We start from the raw sequence: 17,877 nt of genomic DNA, 5'->3' as shown, positions 1-17,877 counted from the left end.
GACCACCGCGACGATTCGATCCCAGGAGAAGACATGTCCGACAACGTGATCAGTGCCATCGACCCAGGCATCTTCCGAAATGTGATGGGGCACTATCCCACCGGCGTGGTCGTGGTGACGGGACGCGGTGACGACGGCTCCGTGCTGGCCATGGTCGTCGGGACTTTCAGTTCGGTGTCGATGGACCCGCCGTTGGTGTCCTTCATGCCGATGAAGACCTCGCGCACCTTCGAGAAGATGCGGGCCTGCGAGTCGCTGTGCATCAACATCCTCGGCGGTGAACAGGAGGACGTCGTCCTCACCATCGCGCAGCGCTGGGAGGACAAGCTCGCGGGTATCGACTGGTTTCCCTCGCCGTCGGGCGATCCGGTTCTCGCGGACTCGGTGGCCTGGATCGACACCCGCATCAGCAACGTCGTCGAAGCGGGTGATCACTGGATAACGCTCTGTGAGGTGCGGGATCTGGCCGTGACCAACCCGGTGTCGCCGCTGATCTTCTTCCAGGGTGGTTACGGCAGCTTCGTGTCGACGTCGCTGATGGCCCGAATGGACCACGAGATCCTGCCGACGATCCATGCCGCGCACGCGGCGCGCCCGCAGGTGGAGGCATTGGCGACGTCCGTCGGCTGCGAGGTGTCGGTCCTCACCGCGGTCAGCCGCGACGAGATGGCCGTCGTGTTGTCGGCCACCGCGCCGGGCGTCGACCGTGAGGAAGGCCTCGCGTACCGCATCCCGATGGTGCCGCCCATCGGGGACACGTACGTGTTCGACCAGGACGACGAGACCCGGGAGCGGTGGCTGGCGAAGCTCCGGCATGCCGATGATGAAGTGCGGCAGGTACATCGCGACCGTCTCGACTTCGTGCGGCGGCACGGATACCTGGTGTCCTTCCTGCCCGATGCCTCGTCGACTGCGTACGAGGAGATGCGGGAGGCGACGAAATCCTATGAGCGGGGCCGGTTGACGCCGTCGCAGGAACGCGAGATCTGCGAGTCCATCGGGAAGTCGGCCGTGGACTATCGCCTCCGCGAGGTGCGACCCGATCAGTCCTATGACGTCGGTTCCGTCGTCCTGCCGATCCGGGACGCACGCGGCGGCTACTCGATGACGCTCCGGTTGTCGCAGTTGCCGCTGGGCGTGAACGGCTCTGAGGTCGAGGCCTGGATCTCGGAGGCGCGTGCGGTGGTCGAGGTGCTCGGACGATGAGCGATGTCGATGCCAGGATCTCGGCGCTCGTCGCGCGGGTCGAGACCCTGGAGGCCGAAGCCGAGATCCGGCGAATCCAGGCTCGATACATGTTCCTCTGTGACACCCCGTGTCCCGAACCCGGTCTCGCCGACGACGCCGAGCGCATCGAGCGCATCCTGGACCTCTACACCGACGACGCGGTGTGGGAGGGCGTCGGCGAGTACTACGACGGACAGTTCGGGCGTGCCGAGGGCAAGCAGGCGATCCGCGAACACTTCCAGCGCTTCTGGAGTGCGAAGCGGGACCCGGCACTGGTGCTCAACGCGCACTACCTGACGTCGGAGCAGCTCCATGTCGACGGCGATGACGCCGAGGGACAGTGGATTCACATGCAGCCGTGGCTCTTCGGCGACGGCTCGGCCCTGTTGCGGTCGAGTCGACTGAACAACGCCTTCCGCAAGCACGACGGCCGGTGGCTGATCACTCGTACCCGCACCGAGAACGTCTTCATCGCGCCGCTTCCCGACGGATTCGCCGAGAGCTACCCGTCGGCGTCGGTGTTGATGGGCTGAGGCGTTCGACGCCGGTGACGGGTCACGCGCCTGTGGTCAGCCGGATCATGTAGACCGTAGCCGCCACGCCGAGGAGCAGGAAGGCGCCCGGGAACGCGATGTTGTAGAAGACGCGGGCCCGCACATGGGCGATGACCGCGCCGACGAAGAACAGAGTGAGCCCGGTTCCGGCGGCGACGCCGATCCAGGGTTCGATCGTCAACCCGAGGACAAGCCCTGTTGCTCCGGCGGCCTTGAGTGTCGCGAGGTGGGGCAGGAACCGAGGTGGGACGTGGACCTCGGCCGAATTGGCCAGCACGAAGTCGGCGCGGGCGAAGTCGGCGACGGCGATACCGGCATTGGCCACGATGCAGACGATCGTGGCGACGAACAGGGCGGTGGTCATCGCCGGGAGCCCTTCGCCGGTCGGGTTCCGCCGCGCGATGGCCGGGTCGGTACGGTCGACATGTGTGTCCTCCTCGGAGGTGGGTTGTCGGAAGGTCGGATGTGAGTGTGGTGCTCTCATCCGTACCGACGTCCTGCCCTACGAAAAGGTGACATCCGGTGGTACCGACCTCAGAGTTCGAAAATCTACGACCGCAGCTGACCGCCATGGCGTTCCGGATGCTCGGCTCCATCCACGACGCCGAGGACGCCGTGCAGAGCACGTGGCTCAACTCGGTGCGTGTCGACGGCACCGAGATCCGCAACCCTGCCGCATGGTTGACGACAACACTCACCCGGGTGTGTCTCGATCAGTTGCGCGCCCGCGGCAGACGACAGGAAGATCCGCTGTTCGCCGATGCCCTCCCCGCGGAGGCGGTCGCGGCCGACGAGCTCCACCTGCAGCGCGAAGATGTGTCGCGCGCGCTGATGGTGGTCCTCGATCGGTTGACGCCGTCGCAACGCGTGGCCTATGTGCTGCATGACCTCTTTGCGGTTCCGTTCGGTGAGGTCGCAACGATCCTCGGCACCAGCGTGGACGGTGCGAAGAAGCATGCGAGCCGGGCACGCGGCCGGATCGCGTTGACGCAGCTGGACTCCGAGTCGAAATCCGAGCTTCCGTCGGCCGCCGCGACCCGGGTCGTGGACGCCTTCTTGGCCGCGGCGCGCGGCGGCGATCTCGATGCGATGGTCGCGCTGCTGGCTGATGATTGCGTCCGTGTCGCTGACCGGTCACTGGTCCCGCCGGGCACACCGACCGTGGTCCGAGGCGCCCGGGCGGTCGCAGAGGAGACCAGGTTGTTCGTCGACCGCATCCGGGCGAGTACGCCGATGTGGCTGGGTGACCGGGTGGTTCATGTGATCGCACCGGGCGGACACCCGCTCGCCGTCATCGACATCGCGGTGAAGAGCGGGCGAGTCGCGCGGATCGAGATTCGTCGCATGACGTCACCCGCCTTGTCAGAGTGTTCCTGACCGGCGAAATGGGCGGTGGCGGTGTCTAGAAGGGTGGCGGGTTGGCGTCGTTCCAGCGCTTCTCGGCGCGTTGGTGACGTCGGAAATCGTTGTCGCGCTGCGTGTTGAGTCTGTCGCGGGCGGGGTGATCGGGTGACCGTCTGGGGAAGAGCTTGTTGAACAGGTCGCGTCCGCTGAAGGCGTTGCCGACGAACATGTGTCCGGTGGGTGTGGTGAACCACGCGGTCTGGAATTCGTCTTGGTGGTCCTGCCAGCTGGTGAAGGTCTTGATGCGGTGATGGAACCGGCACAGCGGTTTGAGGTTACGTGCATCGGTCGGGCCGCCGCGCCGCGGGTCGGTGTGGTCGAAGGGTTCGGTGTGGTCGAGGTCGATCTGCCAGACCGGCGCGTTGCAGCCCGGGAAGGTGCAGCACAGTTCGCCGGCACGAACCAGGGCCTGCAGCTTCTTCGACGGGGTGTACCGCGTCGTCGAACTGTCCGCGTCGGGAGCCGGTGAACCGTCGGGTGCGGCAGGAGTGGGATGGATGTAGGTGCGGCGGGCTTCGGCGAGGAGTGTTCGGGCGGTGTCGGCGTCGATGACGCCGTGGCGGTCGAGGAATGCGGGGTCGTCGTCGAGACCGATCAGGGTCGACAGGTTCACCACGATGTGAAAGGTCGCGCGCGGCGCAGCCGAATCCGACGCCGAGGCGGCCGGCTCGGCCGGGTCATCGACAACGACGTCGGCTGACGGGTCGACGATGGTGTCCGCCTCCACCATCGCAGCAGTTGGTGCAGGCGGCTCTACGGACCCCACTGTCGTGGCGTCGGAGTCTGGTGCTGTGTCGGGTTCGGTTGCGGCAGGTCGGCAGTCGTCGCATAGGCACGTGATGGCGGCTTCACCGCGAGCGAGCGCTTTGAGGGCGTCGACTCGGCGATTGGCCAACATCCGCGGGTCACCGGAATGTACGGCGGTGGCCATCGCCGTCAGGCGTGCGTCGAACTCGGCGGCATCAGCATTGGGCAGCGTGCCGGAGATCCGGGACTGCCCGGGTGTGAAGCGGTCGGGGGTGATGGTCACCTTGCGGTCGGATTTCACTCGCTCCTTGCGGCGGCGGATCGCGTCGGGCGCCCACTTGGCGACGATGGAATCGACCATGGCGGTGAACCGGGCCGTCGACATCGGTGCGCGGGCGAAGATCGCTTCGGCGAGATGGGCGTCGACGGTCTGCATCTCTTCGTCGTCGGTGATGAGGTCGGTGCGCTTGAGAGCGATGAGGAAGCGGCGCTTGTCGATTCGACCGCACGCGAGTGCGTGTCCGGTGAAGGAGAGTCGGTAGCGCAGTGCGTCGCCGGCTTCGATGAGGTCTTTCGCCTCGGCCGGTGTCACGGTGAGGGTGGCACCGACTTCGGCGATGGCCTGTTCGAGACCGTTGGGCCCGAACTGCTCGTAGGGGTTCTCGCCAGCGGCTACTCGTGCGGACAGGTGCTCGAAGGCTTCGATGGAGTCGAGTTCGCCGCTGTGCGTCTCGGCGCGCCGCTGTGCGTAGTCCATCTCGCGTTCGTCGTGGATGAGACTGGCCACGACCATCATTCGATGCGCGGACGCTGCTGCCAAGCCGGCGCAGTGATTCAGGACCTCGACGAGTTCAGAAGCGGAGAGTTCGTGGTCAGGGCGCAGTCGTGGTTCTACCGAATGCTGTGATGGGTCCACCGATGTACTGGATCCGTCCCCCGCCCCTGATGACATGACACCAGAGTACTCGAATATATGTTCGAGTCAAGGGTGGATTTTGTTTCTCCTTCGAACATCCGCTGATGCATCCACGACGCACCGATAGGTCATCCTCAGATCGAGGTCAGCGATGTCCGCGTGGCAGGCCGATGCGGATCAGGCGTGGGTCCTGCGTGATCTCGTGTACCTCGAACGCCGGGTCGATCTCCTCCGCCACCCGATCGACGATCAGGAAACCATTGCCGTCGAACCCGATTCGGTGATGGGTCACTCTGGTCGTGAACTTCCAGACGGCCATCTCTTCGACCTCCGTGGTGACCGAGTCTTCGCATCGAACACAGTCCAGCGCTGCATCACTGTCCGGATCGTCGGCGTGTTCGTCGCATGGCTCCCAGTCCGAGGTGACGAGGTATCCGGGGTCCCACAGGGAGCCCTCGGTTGGCGGCCATTCGATTGAGTACCACTCGCCAGGGGCGATGGCGTACGTACTGACGGCCCTGTCGAGCGCGGCCTTGCGGTCGGCTTCGGTCCATTCGATCTGGGGTGGAATCGCCACATCCTCGATGGGGTCGATTCCGGCGTAGTCGGCGGGATCGCCGAGCAGTTCGGTATAGGTGGCAACGTGTTGCGTTGCTCGACCGACGGATTCATGCGTGTCGATCGCTGCGACATCGGCTGTCGCAGCGTCGATGTCCGCTGCCAGGTAAGCGGCAGAGTTCATCCGCTCATGAACTGCTCTCGCCGGGATTCGCGAGACGAGTTCGTCGACAACCACTTGCTCGGCGTCGTAGAGCGCTCCGGATGCCAAGCAGAGCGCCGTCTTCCCATCCGGCACAGAAACTCCCGATGTCCGGCAGTCCCACAACTCGGCGGCGATCCGATCGCGCCGGTCGACCAACTCCCACGCGAATGCTCTCGTTGCTTCCGCGTATGTCGAGTGCGGGAGCAACGACTGCTTCTGCAACTCGGTGATGATCCGAGTGAACCGGTCGGAGCTTTCGCAGGACGAATCGATCCAGTGATCGGTCGTCAACGTGCCCAACGCGGTCACCTCCTCCCTGACGTTCTGTCCCGGTCGTCCATTCCTACGCCGAGAACCTACTCGGGACCAGTGACATCAATCGTGGGGTGACTCGTCGCAATCGTACGGCGATCGTTGTGGTGGATGTCGGTGCGGCGTCGCATTCTGGTGACGGAAGCCGACACGTCAAGTTGGTCGAACAGAGAGGAAGCGACATGATGAACTCGAAAGCCCGCGCAGAAACCGGTGATTCGGCCGAGGCCGGTGCCCGCGCGGGGTTCGTGCGCAAGATCGGCGAGATGTGCCGTTCCGTCGACACCGCCATCGATGGTCTGCGATCGACTCGATGAGCGCACTGACGGACGTGGATTCCGAGGGGCCCGCGGAGGCCGAGCGAGGCGTCGCCTGATGGCGCCCGAACCCGTCCGACTCCCCGCCGCGATGGCGCCCCCGGCAGTCGACTGCTCCGTGAACGCCGGCTGGTATCCACTCTTGGTTCGCCTCCATCGCCGGCTCTCAGCCGTCACCGACGACTTCACCTACGCGCAGATCAAGGAGAAGTTCGGAGTTCTGCGCTGCTACCTCAATTACGGAGACTCGGTCGACGATTTCACTTGGAGCCTTTGCGAGCTCCTGGTCGACGCGACAACCGACGAGTCACGCACCGTATGCGAATTCTGCGGCAACCGAGGAGAAACCCGGTACGACCTTTCCTGGGTCAAGACGACCTGCGGAGATCGCTGACCGTAAACGTTCGGTGGTGAGCAAGACCTGGGTCATCTGAAGCGGCGCGCAGATCGCCGAATGGACGAAGATCGCCCCGGGTACGACGAATGGTCGTGTGCTGACTCCGCGTCTCAGCCGATCCCGCGCGACAGCGTTTGCCCGACAACCAGCCCGAGCGCACCCTCGGCAAACCTCGAGACCGGACCGACGGCGGCGTCGAGCGCCTCGTCGTAGCCGTCGCGGGCCTGGCCCCACAGGCGGCCCGACGAGCCGTCCGGCGTGACCCCGATCAGGGCGATGAACTCACCGGTGGTGGGGATGCAGATCGCCCAGACGAATTGTGTCTCCGACTCCCAGTCACGCTGGGCCGCAGCGACGTACGCGGCGGGGTCGTCGACCTCGAGATGAGACAACGCCGGGACGTCGGTGATCCGCTCGTCCGCACGAAGCGCACGCAGATACCACGTCCCGGCGTTGATCTCGACTGGTTGCATCGTGTTGTTGTCGCGTTGACCCTTCGTGACGCCCCTCCGCAAGCTCCGGGGCTCCTCAGGGAGCAGGGGAGGCCCCGCACCTCCGCGAGCTCCGGGGCTCCTCAGGGAGCAGGGGAGGCCCCGCACCTCCGCGAGCTCCGGGGCTCCTCAGGGAGCAGGGGAGGCCCCGCACCTCCGCAAGCTCCGGGGCTCCTCAGGGAGCAGGGGAGGCCCCGCCCCTCCGCGAGCTCCGGGGCTCCTCAGGGAGCAGGGGAGGCCCCGCACCTCCGCGAGCTCCGGGGCTCCTCAGGGAGTAGGGGAGGCCCCGCACCTCCGCGAGCTCCGGGGCTCCTCAGGGAGCAGGGGAGGCCCCGCCCCTCCGCGAGCTCCGGGGCTCCTCAGGGAGCGGCGGAAGTCACTTCAGCTCGAGCAGCACCGTGCCCTGGGTGACGGCAGCGCCGGCCTCGATGGTGAGGCCGGTGACGACGCCGTCCTTGTGGGCGGTAACCGGGTTCTCCATCTTCATGGCCTCGAGGACGACGACCAGATCACCGGCGGCGACCTCCTGGCCCTCCTCCACGGCGACCTTGACGACGGTGCCCTGCATCGGAGCGGCCACGGCATCGCCGGAAACGGCTGCGCCGCCGCCCTTCTTGCGCGAACGTGCCTTCGGCTTCTTGCGGACGACGCCGTTGGCCGAGCCGCCACCGCCACCGAGGGCGAGATCGCCGGGCAGCGACACCTCGACGCGACGGCCGCCGACCTCGACGACGACGTTCTGCCGCGGGGCGGCCTCGTCGTCTTCGATGGGCTCGCCGCCGGTGTACGGCTCGATCGGGTTGTCCCAATCGGTCTCGATCCACTTGGTGTAGACGTCGAACTTCTCACCGTCGCCGATGAAGGCGGGGTTGGAGACGATGTGCCGGTGGAACGGGATGACCGTCGCCAGGCCCTCGACCTCGAACTCGGCCAGTGCACGACGCGAACGCTCCAGCGCCTGCTCGCGGGTCTCGCCGGTGACGATCAGCTTGGCCAGCATCGAGTCGAATTGGCCGCCGATGACGTCACCCTCGACGACGCCGGAGTCGACGCGGACGCCGGGGCCGGTCGGCTCCTTGTAGACCGAGATCGGTCCCGGGGCGGGCAGGAAGTTGCGGCCGGCGTCCTCACCGTTGATGCGGAACTCGAAGGCGTGGCCGCGCGGCGTCGGGTCCTCGGTGATCTCCAGCTTCTCGCCGTTGGCGATGCGGAACTGCTGACGCACCAGGTCGATGCCCGCGGTCTCCTCGGTGACCGGGTGCTCCACCTGCAGGCGGGTGTTGACCTCGAGGAACGAGACCAGCCCGTCGCTGCCGACCAGGAACTCGACCGTGCCGGCGCCGTAGTAGCCGGCCTCGCGGCAGATGGCCTTGGCGGACTCGTGGATCTTGGTGCGCTGCTCGTCGGTCAGGAACGGGGCCGGGGCCTCCTCGACAAGCTTCTGGAATCGACGCTGCAGCGAGCAGTCGCGGGTGCCGGCGACGATGACGTTGCCGTGCTGGTCGGCGATGACCTGGGCCTCGACGTGGCGGGCCTTGTCGAGGTAGCGCTCGACGAAGCACTCGCCGCGACCGAACGCCGCGACGGCCTCGCGGGTGGCCGACTCGAACAGGTGCGGGATCTCCTCGATCGTGTACGCGACCTTCATGCCACGTCCACCGCCGCCGAACGCCGCCTTGATGGCGACCGGCACGCCGTGCTCCTGGGCGAAGGCGACGACCTCCTCGGCGTCCTTCACCGGATCCTTGGTGCCGGGGGCCATCGGAGCGTCGGCCTTGAGCGCGATGTGGCGCGCGGTCACCTTGTCGCCGAGGTCTCGGATCGACTGCGGGGACGGACCGATCCAGATCAGCCCGGCGTCGATGACGGCCTGCGCGAAGTCGCCGTTCTCCGACAGGAAGCCGTAACCCGGGTGGATCGCGTCGGCGCCGGACTTCTTGGCCGCGTCGAGGATCTTGTCGAAGACCAGGTACGACTCCGCCGATGTCTGCCCGCCCAGTGCGAAAGCCTCGTCGGCGAGTTTGACGAACAGTGCGTTCGCGTCGGGCTCGGCGTACACCGCGACGCTCGCGATGCCTGCATCCCGGGCGGCGCGGATCACGCGGACAGCGATTTCGCCACGGTTGGCGATGAGGACCTTGCTGATTGCGGACGGAGTGTTCGCAGAGGTACTGGGCACTTGTTCTCCTGGGCCTTACTCGTACTCAGGTGCACGACGCGGTAGCGCACGCGACACGTTTGGCGGACGTCGGTCAAGTCTGGCGGCCCGCCGTCACCGGCCGGGATGCGGACGGCGAGGGCGATGCGACACCTTCGCGGTGCAGGTGTCGCGACCTTCCGGGCAATACCCTAGCCCACCGAGCAATCGTTCGGTGGAGCCCTGGGTCACAACGCCGGAGAGAACGTGCTCGCATCACCGAGGCGTCGGACCAGTTCGGCGAAAGCACGCAGGTAGGCGTGGACGGGACCACCTGTCGGGTCGATCGCCCAACCGTCTTCGGAACGGGCCTCGGCGTCGGGAAATGTGACGTTTCCCTCATGTTGTGCACCCGGGGTGTTCGCCGAGGCGGCGACGCCGAGCTCACGCAGCGGCGACTCGCGCGGGAACCGGGCGGAGTACCGCAGCCCCGACGGGGTGCGGTTGATCCAGATGTACACCTCGTCGGGCGAGTAGCTGTGACTGCGGAGGACCTTCGCACGCCCCGCGTCGGCGGCCCCGGCGCCCGGTGCATAGCGCGTGTCGATGAACGAGATGACGAACCGCGGGCCGCCCTCGTGCCCGATCAGGTCGGCCACCCGCAGGAACGGCAGCGAAGCGCCCTGACGCCCGTGCTTGAGCGCGGCGGTGGATCGGACGACGGCCTGGTCGAACGTCGGGGAGTCGGACATGTCCAGACAGAAGGGGGCGACCCCGACGAACCAGCCGAGGGAGGTCAGCCAGCGGGCGTCGTCGCGCGTGTGTCGCGGCAGCACACACCGGAACTGCCGATCGCCGGTCAGTTCGTGGTGCACGACGGCGAAGGCCGCCAGCACTCCGGCGGTCAGCGTGCCGCCGGCCTCCGAGCAGATCGCGGTGAACCGGTTGGCCGTCGCGTCGTCGGCGACCACACCCCACAGGGACTCCTGGGGGAGTGCCGCGTCTGTGTCGGCATCGTCGGGGGCGGCATCGTCAGGGGTGCGGTGGCCGGTGGCCGGATCGGCCGTGTGCAGGCCGGGCATGTCACCGTTGCCGGCGGCCAGGAACTCCGACCACAGGCCGACGGCCGGATGATCGCGCCCGGTCTGGTCGGCGAGCCGGCGTTCCTCGGCGCTGAAGTCGACATAACTGCCGACCTCGGGCAGATTCGCGCCGCGATGCTCCCGCGCCGCCCGGTACATCGACACCAGCTCCTGCTGGGCCATGATCAGCGAGTACCCGTCGACCAGCGAGTGATCGGCGGCGAAGAGGAGCGTGAACGAGCGTTCGCGTCCGACCGTCGCGAACCGGTAGGCCGGCCAGTGCAGCGGCGCGGTGGCTCGATCGAACGAGCCCGCCAGTTGCTCCACGAGCGGACCCGACTCGGCGTACCAGCCGACCCGGCCCATCTTGAGTTTCACGGTCCCCGGCGCGGTGGTCAGCCGCTGCAGGCCGGAGCCCTTGATGACGACGTGACTACGCAGCACCTCGTGCCGGTCGATCCACTGGGTCAGCACCGACCGGATGGCCGGGATCGACAGCGGCTCGTCGAACTCGATGCTCAACCCGAGCCAGGCCTCACGGCCGCCTTCGCGACGCGTGCGGACCCGGTACTCGAACGCCGCCCGCAGATGCTGCTCGTGATTGTGCGAGGTCAGGCGCGAGTCGTAGTCCCAATTGCCCAGTCCGCCCGGCACATACGGCGTCCACTCGACGAGACCGCCGGGCGCGATGGGTTCGTCGCGGATCTGGATGAACTTCATGCCCCGGGGGTGTCGGGCACCTGGGCGCGAACCTGCGCCTTGATGCGGCCCAGCATGCCCGCCATACCCCGCAGGCGCAGCGGACTCACGGCGCTGCCGAGTCCCAGGTCGTAATAGAAATCCGATGGCACGTCGAGGATTTCGCGCGCCGACGCGGTGTCGAGCCCCTGATGCAGGATGGCGGCGAAACCGCGGGTCGTCGGCGCCTCGCGCGGAGCGCTGAAATACAGCCGCACCGATGACGGGTCCGCGGCGTCGACGGACAGGAAGACCGGCGACTGGCACTCGGGTACCGGTTCCATCGCATCCTGCTCGAGATGCGCCGGTATGTCCGGCAATTCGCCGGCGAACTCGAGCAGGAGCGTGACCTTGTCGGAGTCGCCGAGTGCGCCGAAGTCGTCGACGATCTCGGCCAGGGCTGGAGGCAGACTCATCGTGCGGTCGGGTTCACTCGGTGCCGGGAACGGCGCCCGGCTCCTCGCCGACGGCGATCGGCACGCGCACCGTGTTGCCCCACTCGGTCCACGATCCGTCGTAGTTGCGGACCGCGGTGTGCCCCAGCAGATGTGTCAGCACGAACCAGGTGTGGCTCGACCGCTCACCGATGCGGCAGTAGGCGATCGTGGGTGTCTTCGGGTCGAGCCCGGCGTAGATCTCGTCGAGTTCGGCGCGGCTGCGGAAACGCCCGTCGGGGGCAGCGGACTTCGCCCACGGGATCGAGATGGCGGTCGGGATGTGCCCGCCGCGCAGCGCGCCCTCCTCCGGGTAGTCCGGCATGTGCGTGCGCTCGCCGGTGTACTCCTGCGGGGAACGGACGTCGACGAGGGGCTCGGTGCCCAGGGCCTCCAGGACCTGCGGCGCGAACGCGCGGATCTTGGCGTCGTCGCGCTCGACCACCGGGTAGTCCGACCGCGGGTAATCGGGGACGTCGAAGGAGGTGTCACGGTCTTCGGCCATCCAGGCGTCGCGGCCACCGTCGAGCAGGCGGACGTCCTCGTGGCCGAACAAGGTGAAGACCCACAGCGCGTAGGCGGCCCACCAGTTGCTCTTGTCGCCGTAGACCACGACGGTGTCGTCGCGTTCGATTCCCTTGCTGCGCATCAGTTCCGCGAACTGCTCGCCGTTGATGTAGTCGCGCGTGACCGGGTCGTTGAGATGAAGGTGCCAGTCGATCTTCTGAGCGGTCGGGATGTGGCCGATGTCGTACAGCAGCACATCCTCGTCGGACTCGATGATCTTGAGTCCTTTGGCGCCGAGATGCGCCGACAGCCACTGGGTCGTCACCAGCCGCTCGGGGTGGGCGTAGTCGGCGAAGGCCGGATTCGGGTCGGTGTCAACGCTCACGGTGCTCTCCAGCTCGCTGTTCGGACGTTCCGCGTGGATCACGCGCGGACCATCTGCGGTCCCGCTGATAAAGCGTAGGGCATCGGCCGGACCGTGCTTCGATCAGACGACAAACCCCAGGTGAAGCGGGTCCCGCCTGCTACGTTCGCCGAATGATCGATCGACGCGGGCCCCTCGCGATGCGGTGGGCGGTCGCTCTGGCCGCCGTGGTGACACTGACAGTCGGAAGCGGATGCGCACTCATCCCGTCCGAGGATTCCGGGGAGTCCCGTCCGTCGTCCGCGTCGACGAGGAGCGCACCGAGTCCGACGCCGTCGCGCTCAGCGGACCCGACCGGCGACGCCGACGCGGCGCAGTGCCGGCCCGACGACTGCCCGGAGTTGCCGACGCCGACCGCGGAACTCATGACCAGCGGGGTCACCCCGGCCAACGTGGACACCGCGGTGCCCGACTACCTCACCACGCTCCTCGACGACCTCGACCAGACATGGGGTGGGTGGTTCGACGAACTGGGTTGGGGCGACCCGGCACCGGGACGCGTGCTGATCGAGTCCGGCAGCTCCTTCGCCACGGAGTGCATTGCCGGCGACGAGGATTCGAACCCGGTACCGATCCCGTCCGACGAGGCCAACGCGTTCTTCTGTGGAGTGGACACCGAACCGAACGGGGAGGGCACCCCGACCGAGGGCAGCATCGTGCTCCCGGTCGACACCTTCGCGGCCATCTGGGACGGCAACGTCTTCGGGGTGCCGTCGCCGATCGTCGGCGACTTCACCGCGGCGATCGTGGTCGCGCACGAATACGGCCACAACGTCGTGTTCCGGATGGCCGAGGCGTTCGACATCCCCGACAGCCGTCTCCCGGCCGGCAAGAACAGCGAGCTCATCGCCGACTGCCTGGCCGCGAACTGGGGTGCAACCGCCTACCAGCGTGATGCGCTCGGCGCGCGGGAGATCCTGCAGGTCGCGACACTGCTGCCGATCATCGGCGACACCGGTGGCGCCTCCGGACACGGCTCGGCGCGCGAACGTGCGGTGGCGTTGACGGTCGGACTGACCGGCCCGCAGTTCAACCGCCAGGGTCAGCCGGTCGACTGCATCGAGCGGTACTGGCCGGAGTTCTTCGAGGTGGAGTGACCCTTCGTGACGCGCCCTCCGCAAGCTCCGGGCGCTCCTCAGGGAGCGGAGGGGGTTGACGCGCCCTCCGCAAGCTCCGGGCGCTCCTCAGCTCAGGGAGCGGAGGGGATTGATGCCTCACCGCAGGGAGCCGTGGTCAGTGGCGCCAGAAGTCGGTGACCGACAGGCCCACGTCCCGTAGGAGGGTGCGGACCAGCGGCAGGCCGATACCGATGACCGACGACGGGTCGCCCTCGATGCGCTCGACCAGCCAGCCACCCAGACCGTCGAGGGTGAAGGCGCCGGCCACCTGCAGGGGTTCACCGCTGGCGACATACCGCTCGACGACGTGGTCGTCGGCGTCGGCGAAATGGATCGTGGTGGAGCTCGTCCCGCCGGCGGTCGCGGGCCGGTCGACGCGGATCAGGTGGTGACCGGTCAGCAGGTCGGCGCTGCGACCGCGCATGTCCGACCACTGCGCGACGGCTCGTTCGGGGGTGTGGGGTTTGCCGAGGAGCCGGCCGCCGAGATGGAGCATCGAGTCGCAGCCGATGACGGCCACGGGGCTGCCGGACCCGGCGAGTTCGGCGATCTCCGGAAGTGCCGCAACGGCTTCCGCCTTCGCGCGGGCGAGTTCGGCGACCACCACATCGGCCGGCGTGGAATCGGGGAGTGCGGCGAGGAGCTCATCCTCGTCGACATCCGACACCCGCACGACCGGCTCGACGCCTGCCGCCCGCAGGATGCGAAGCCGGGCCGGGGAAGCCGACCCGAGTACGAAGATCGGGCCGGTCGGACCCGGCCCGATCTCGGATGTGGGAGTCACGCTCAGTAGCGCAGGTTGGTGTAGCTTCCCGGGCCGCCCCACTGGGGACGCAGCCGGTCGATCGGATGGCCCCAGTTGTCGCGGGTCTCGGGTTCGGCGGCGCCGCCACCCGAACCCGCGCCCGCGAGGACGGTCACCAGCACGGCGAGGTCCTCGTCGGTCGGATTGCCGCCGACGACCGTCAGGAACGGACGCTCGGACTTGGTGGAGTCTTCGCTCACGGAATTCTCGCTCTCGGAACTGACCGCTGGTGTCACAGGGGGATGTTGCCGTGCTTCTTGGGCGGCAGGTTGACCATCTTGCGCTCGAGCAGCTTGAGCGCGGTGGCGATCTGACCGCGGGTGTGGCTCGGCGGAATCACCGCGTCCACGTATCCGCGGGCGGCCGCGACATACGGGTTGACGAGGGTGTCCTCGTACTCCTCCTGCAGCTGCAGACGCAGTGCGTCGACGTCCTCGCCCTTGGCGGCCGCGTCCTTGAGCTGGCTGCGGTAGACGAACCCGACCGCACCCGAGGCGCCCATGACGGCGATCTGGGCGGTGGGCCACGCCAGGTTCACGTCGGCACCCATGTGCTTGGAGCCCATGACGTCGTACGCGCCGCCGTAGGCCTTCCGGGTGATGACGGTGATCTTGCCGACCGTCGCCTCGCCGTAGGCGTAGAGCAGCTTCGCGCCGCGACGGATGATGCCGCGGTACTCCTGATCGGTACCGGGGAGGAAGCCCGGGACGTCGACCAGGGTGACGATGGGGATGTTGAAGGCGTCGCAGGTCCGCACGAACCGGGCAGCCTTCTCCGAGGCGTCGATGTCGAGGCAGCCGGCGAACTGCGTCGGCTGGTTGGCGACGATGCCGACGCTGCGACCGTCCACCCGGCCGTAGCCGATGATGATGTTGGTCGCGTACTCCGCCTGGACCTCGAGGAACTCGTCGTCGTCGAGGATGCGACGGATGACCTCGTGCATGTCGTAGGGCTGGTTCGGCGAATCCGGGATCAGCGAGTCGAGCTCGAGGTCTTCTTCGGTGAGGGTGTCCTCGATGGAACCGGCGGCCGGCTGCGCGACGGGCAGACGCGGGGCATCGGCGCGGTTGTTGCTCGGCAGGTAGCTCAGGAGTTCCTTGACGTACTCCAGGGCGTCCTCTTCGTCGGAGGCGACGTAGTGCGCGGTGCCCGACTTCGACATGTGCGTGTGCGCACCGCCGAGCTCCTCCATCGTCACCTCTTCGCCCGTGACCGTCTTGATGACGTCCGGGCCGGTGATGAACATCTGGCTGGTCTGGTCGACCATGACCACGAAATCGGTGAGCGCGGGGGAGTACACGTGACCGCCGGCCGCGGCGCCCATGATCAGCGAGATCTGCGGGATGACACCGGAAGCACGCACGTTGCGGTGGAAGATCTCGCCGTAGAGGCCGAGCGAGACCACGCCCTCCTGGATGCGGGCGCCGGCGCCGTCGTTGATACCGATCAGGGGGCGACCGGTCTTGATCGCGAGGTCCATGACCTTGACGATCTTCTCGCCGTAGACCTCGCCGAGGCTGCCGCCGAAAACCGTCGAATCCTGCGAGAAGACGCAGACCTCGCGACCGTCGATGGTGCCGTAACCCGAGACGACGCCGTCACCGAGCGGGCGGCGCTCGGCGAGTCCGAAGTTGGTGCTGCGGTGCCGGGCGAGGGCGTCGAGTTCGACGAAGGAACCCTCGTCGAGCAGGTGGGTGATCCGTTCCCGCGCGGTGAGCTTGCCCTTGGCGTGGGTCTTCTCGACGGCGGCCTCACCGACCGGATGCTTGGTCTCCTCGAGACGATTGCGCAGATCGGCGAGCTTTCCCGCCGTCGTGTGGATGTCGGGAGCGGCGGCGTCGTCGCGCGAAGCAGTGGTCATGACTGACGATGCTAACTACCCGAGTGTGAGCCACGTCAACCGGATCAACGTGAGATATCCCTCAGGTTTACGAGCGATCGGTCGGTGGGCAGCCGGGTCGACCGGGAAACCGGTGGTATCCGTTTGTGCAGAGGCGGCGGCCAGTAGTTTCGTCAGGTATGAGTCTCGACGCCGATCTGCTCCGCACCCGTCTCACCGGCACCCGCTGGCACCGGATCGAGGTGGTCGAGGCGACCGGTTCGACCAACGCCGACCTCGTGTCGCGCGCCGCCGGCGAATCCGTCGGGGGCACCGTGCGGATCACCACCGACCAGACCGCCGGACGTGGCCGCCACGCCCGCACCTGGACCGCGCCGGCCGGCACGCAGCTGGCCATGTCGGCCGCGCTCGACGTCGCCGACCACACCGAGGACCTGGGCTGGCTGTCGCTGCTGGCCGGACTCGCCGCGGTGCAGGGTGTCGATGACGCGATGGGGATCCGTCCGACGCTCAAATGGCCGAACGACGTGCTGATCGACGGCAAGAAGGTCGCGGGCATCCTCTCGGAATACACCCGCAGCGAGCATGCCGCAGGTGGCCCGGGAGGCGTGGCGGTGATCGGCACCGGGCTCAACACCACGATGGCGGAGGAGCAGCTGCCGGTCCCGACCGCCACCTCGCTCCGGCTCGCCACCGGCCGCGACGTCCCGCTGACCGAGCTCGCCGCGTCGTACCTGCGGGCGCTCTCCGAGCTGCTCGACCTGTGGCCGCACGACCTGGACGGGCTCGCGGCGAGGTACCGCGACGACAGCGACACCATCGGCCGCCGCGTACGGCTGGTCCTGCCCGGCGATCGTGAGGTCGTCGGCACCGCGACCGGTGTCGACTCCTCCGGCCGGATCGTCGTCGTCGCCGACGGTGAGCAGGTGGTGGCCGCCGCGGGGGACGTCACCCACCTGCGGCCGGAGTGACTTCGACTCGGCTCGTCGCTCCGCTTCTCGCCGGCTCAGCCGGCGAGGCGCTGCACGCTCTTGCCGGCCATCGCCGGGATGATCGTCAGCGAGGGCAGACCGATCACCAGGTGCACGATCGCGGTCTCGATGCCCACCGAGATCTGGTTGTAGGTCAGGATCGGGATCAGCACGGCCGCCACCAGCAGCAGGCCGACGATCCACCGGTAGAACTGATCGGGTGACGGCGTGACCAGGTGCAGCACGTACCAGAGCGCACCCGCGGCAAGCGCGCACAGGAAGCCGACGACGCCGAACCAGAGCTCGCTGGCGGCGACCGGGTTCCACACGCCGAACTTGCCCGACTCGTTCACCTTCTCCACGAACGCGGAGATGATCCAGGCGACGAGCCATGCCGCGAGGCCGGTCACCACGCCGGTCATGACCACACCGCCGGCGAACGTGACGGGATTGATGTCCGGGCCACGACGGGGCTTGGCGGGCTGGCCCGGCCGGCCGTAGCCGCTCTGACCCCCGTACGGATCTCCCGCATAAGGATCGGCCGCGTACGGATCGCGCGCATACGGGTCGTTCTGGCTGCTGTAGGCACGCGACTCGGGTGTGTAACCGGACTCGTAGCGCGCGGTCCGCGGGTCGCGGGGATCCTGGTAGCTCATGGCGTTCTCCTCCCCGACCGGTCGTGGGAGCCGATGG

Annotated in this window: 19 protein-coding genes; 7 read left to right on the top strand and 12 right to left on the bottom strand. The window is 67.6% G+C overall.

The window, feature by feature from the left end; translation table 11 throughout:
* Positions 1-33 precede the first annotated feature (33 nt).
* Complete coding sequence (locus ACFVHY_RS11965; protein ID WP_390271978.1) at positions 34-1,206, top strand: flavin reductase family protein; 1,173 nt, start codon at positions 34-36, stop codon at positions 1,204-1,206.
* Positions 1,203-1,760 (top strand): nuclear transport factor 2 family protein, encoded by a 558-nt coding sequence (locus ACFVHY_RS11960; RefSeq protein WP_390271976.1) that lies wholly within the window; start codon positions 1,203-1,205, stop codon positions 1,758-1,760. Before ACFVHY_RS11965 ends, ACFVHY_RS11960 begins: the two co-directional genes overlap by 4 nt.
* A 22-nt stretch (positions 1,761-1,782) precedes the next feature.
* Here ACFVHY_RS11960 and ACFVHY_RS11955 read toward each other — a convergent pair whose 3' ends face one another.
* Positions 1,783-2,145, bottom strand: a complete 363-nt coding sequence (locus ACFVHY_RS11955; protein WP_390272232.1) for a DoxX family protein — start codon at positions 2,143-2,145, stop codon at positions 1,783-1,785.
* Between the two features lie 158 nt (positions 2,146-2,303).
* Between ACFVHY_RS11955 and ACFVHY_RS11950 the strand changes: the two genes are divergently transcribed.
* Positions 2,304-3,158, top strand: coding sequence for a sigma-70 family RNA polymerase sigma factor (locus ACFVHY_RS11950; protein WP_390271974.1), 855 nt, complete (start codon positions 2,304-2,306; stop codon positions 3,156-3,158).
* 25 nt (positions 3,159-3,183) lie between these two features.
* On the opposite strand, the gene ACFVHY_RS11945 is transcribed toward ACFVHY_RS11950, so the two are convergent.
* Together ACFVHY_RS11945 and ACFVHY_RS11940 are read right to left on the bottom strand one after the other, a co-directional pair.
* The gene (locus ACFVHY_RS11945) at positions 3,184-4,884 is read right to left on the bottom strand and encodes a DUF222 domain-containing protein (protein ID WP_390271972.1); all 1,701 of its coding nucleotides are present in this window, start codon (positions 4,882-4,884) and stop codon (positions 3,184-3,186) included.
* A 109-nt stretch (positions 4,885-4,993) separates the two neighbouring features.
* Positions 4,994-5,767, bottom strand: coding sequence for a hypothetical protein (locus ACFVHY_RS11940; RefSeq protein WP_390271970.1), 774 nt, complete (start codon positions 5,765-5,767; stop codon positions 4,994-4,996).
* Positions 5,768-6,105: 338 nt separating this feature from the next.
* Between ACFVHY_RS11940 and ACFVHY_RS11935 the strand changes: the two genes are divergently transcribed.
* A complete protein-coding gene (locus ACFVHY_RS11935) occupies positions 6,106-6,240 on the top strand; it encodes a hypothetical protein (protein WP_390271968.1) in 135 nt (44 codons plus the stop codon).
* Positions 6,241-6,298: 58 nt separating this feature from the next.
* Positions 6,299-6,634 carry a hypothetical protein gene (locus ACFVHY_RS11930; RefSeq protein ID WP_390271967.1) on the top strand — a complete coding sequence of 112 codons (336 nt, stop codon included), beginning with the start codon at positions 6,299-6,301 and terminating at the stop codon, positions 6,632-6,634.
* Positions 6,635-6,747: 113 nt separating this feature from the next.
* Here the strand turns inward: ACFVHY_RS11930 and ACFVHY_RS11925 are convergent, their stop codons facing one another.
* The 5 genes from ACFVHY_RS11925 to ACFVHY_RS11905 form a co-directional block, all read right to left on the bottom strand.
* Complete coding sequence (locus tag ACFVHY_RS11925) at positions 6,748-7,110, bottom strand: GNAT family N-acetyltransferase (protein ID WP_390271965.1); 363 nt, start codon at positions 7,108-7,110, stop codon at positions 6,748-6,750.
* 394 nt (positions 7,111-7,504) lie between these two features.
* Positions 7,505-9,307, bottom strand: a complete 1,803-nt coding sequence (locus ACFVHY_RS11920) for an acetyl/propionyl/methylcrotonyl-CoA carboxylase subunit alpha (RefSeq protein WP_390271963.1) — start codon at positions 9,305-9,307, stop codon at positions 7,505-7,507.
* Between the two features lie 206 nt (positions 9,308-9,513).
* A complete protein-coding gene (locus tag ACFVHY_RS11915; protein ID WP_390271961.1) occupies positions 9,514-11,067 on the bottom strand; it encodes a condensation domain-containing protein in 1,554 nt (517 codons plus the stop codon).
* A complete protein-coding gene (locus ACFVHY_RS11910) occupies positions 11,064-11,501 on the bottom strand; it encodes a SufE family protein (protein WP_058252692.1) in 438 nt (145 codons plus the stop codon). Before ACFVHY_RS11910 ends, ACFVHY_RS11915 begins: the two co-directional genes overlap by 4 nt.
* A gap of 13 nt (positions 11,502-11,514) precedes the next feature.
* A complete protein-coding gene (locus ACFVHY_RS11905; protein ID WP_390271958.1) occupies positions 11,515-12,411 on the bottom strand; it encodes a sulfurtransferase in 897 nt (298 codons plus the stop codon).
* 152 nt (positions 12,412-12,563) lie between these two features.
* Here ACFVHY_RS11905 and ACFVHY_RS11900 point away from each other — a divergent pair, with 152 nt between their 5' ends.
* Entirely contained in the window at positions 12,564-13,547 is a 984-nt protein-coding gene (locus ACFVHY_RS11900; RefSeq protein WP_390271957.1) for a metalloprotease, read from the top strand.
* A gap of 136 nt (positions 13,548-13,683) precedes the next feature.
* Here the strand turns inward: ACFVHY_RS11900 and ACFVHY_RS11895 are convergent, their stop codons facing one another.
* From ACFVHY_RS11895 to ACFVHY_RS11885, 3 genes are read right to left on the bottom strand one after another with little or no spacing between them, the layout of a single operon-like run.
* Positions 13,684-14,352: a Maf family protein gene (locus tag ACFVHY_RS11895; protein ID WP_390271955.1), complete on the bottom strand. Its 669-nt coding sequence runs from the start codon at positions 14,350-14,352 to the stop codon at positions 13,684-13,686.
* A 2-nt stretch (positions 14,353-14,354) separates the two neighbouring features.
* On the bottom strand, positions 14,355-14,573 hold the full coding sequence (locus ACFVHY_RS11890) for an acyl-CoA carboxylase subunit epsilon (protein ID WP_390271953.1): 219 nt from the start codon (positions 14,571-14,573) through the stop codon (positions 14,355-14,357).
* A 32-nt stretch (positions 14,574-14,605) separates the two neighbouring features.
* Positions 14,606-16,234, bottom strand: a complete 1,629-nt coding sequence (locus ACFVHY_RS11885) for an acyl-CoA carboxylase subunit beta (RefSeq protein ID WP_390271951.1) — start codon at positions 16,232-16,234, stop codon at positions 14,606-14,608.
* A gap of 158 nt (positions 16,235-16,392) precedes the next feature.
* Between ACFVHY_RS11885 and ACFVHY_RS11880 the strand changes: the two genes are divergently transcribed.
* Positions 16,393-17,184: a biotin--[acetyl-CoA-carboxylase] ligase gene (locus ACFVHY_RS11880; RefSeq protein WP_390271949.1), complete on the top strand. Its 792-nt coding sequence runs from the start codon at positions 16,393-16,395 to the stop codon at positions 17,182-17,184.
* 35 nt (positions 17,185-17,219) lie between these two features.
* Here the strand turns inward: ACFVHY_RS11880 and ACFVHY_RS11875 are convergent, their stop codons facing one another.
* A complete protein-coding gene (locus ACFVHY_RS11875; RefSeq protein WP_390271947.1) occupies positions 17,220-17,840 on the bottom strand; it encodes a hypothetical protein in 621 nt (206 codons plus the stop codon).
* Positions 17,841-17,877: the final 37 nt, after the last annotated feature.

It is taken from the genome of Gordonia sp. NPDC127522 (assembly GCF_042672305.1).
Taxonomy (GTDB): Bacteria; Actinomycetota; Actinomycetes; order Mycobacteriales; family Mycobacteriaceae; genus Gordonia; species Gordonia hongkongensis.
Note: the sequence above shows the minus strand (reverse complement) of the source record. Positions and strands in the feature narration are given on the sequence as shown.

Excerpts from the sequence above, each read along its gene's own strand:
- ACFVHY_RS11965 (WP_390271978.1), top strand. The coding sequence starts at position 34 with ATGTCCGACAACGTGATCAGTGCCATCGACCCAGGCATCTTCCGAAAT.
- ACFVHY_RS11960 (WP_390271976.1), top strand. The coding sequence starts at position 1,203 with ATGAGCGATGTCGATGCCAGGATCTCGGCGCTCGTCGCGCGGGTCGAG.
- ACFVHY_RS11955 (WP_390272232.1), bottom strand. The coding sequence starts at position 2,145 with ATGACCACCGCCCTGTTCGTCGCCACGATCGTCTGCATCGTGGCCAAT.
- ACFVHY_RS11945 (WP_390271972.1), bottom strand. The coding sequence starts at position 4,884 with ATGTCATCAGGGGCGGGGGACGGATCCAGTACATCGGTGGACCCATCA.
- ACFVHY_RS11935 (WP_390271968.1), top strand. The coding sequence starts at position 6,106 with ATGATGAACTCGAAAGCCCGCGCAGAAACCGGTGATTCGGCCGAGGCC.
- ACFVHY_RS11930 (WP_390271967.1), top strand. The coding sequence starts at position 6,299 with ATGGCGCCCGAACCCGTCCGACTCCCCGCCGCGATGGCGCCCCCGGCA.
- ACFVHY_RS11925 (WP_390271965.1), bottom strand. The coding sequence starts at position 7,110 with ATGCAACCAGTCGAGATCAACGCCGGGACGTGGTATCTGCGTGCGCTT.
- ACFVHY_RS11915 (WP_390271961.1), bottom strand. The coding sequence starts at position 11,067 with ATGAAGTTCATCCAGATCCGCGACGAACCCATCGCGCCCGGCGGTCTC.
- ACFVHY_RS11910 (WP_058252692.1), bottom strand. The coding sequence starts at position 11,501 with ATGAGTCTGCCTCCAGCCCTGGCCGAGATCGTCGACGACTTCGGCGCA.
- ACFVHY_RS11900 (WP_390271957.1), top strand. The coding sequence starts at position 12,564 with ATGATCGATCGACGCGGGCCCCTCGCGATGCGGTGGGCGGTCGCTCTG.
- ACFVHY_RS11885 (WP_390271951.1), bottom strand. The coding sequence starts at position 16,234 with ATGACCACTGCTTCGCGCGACGACGCCGCCGCTCCCGACATCCACACG.
- ACFVHY_RS11880 (WP_390271949.1), top strand. The coding sequence starts at position 16,393 with ATGAGTCTCGACGCCGATCTGCTCCGCACCCGTCTCACCGGCACCCGC.
- ACFVHY_RS11875 (WP_390271947.1), bottom strand. The coding sequence starts at position 17,840 with ATGAGCTACCAGGATCCCCGCGACCCGCGGACCGCGCGCTACGAGTCC.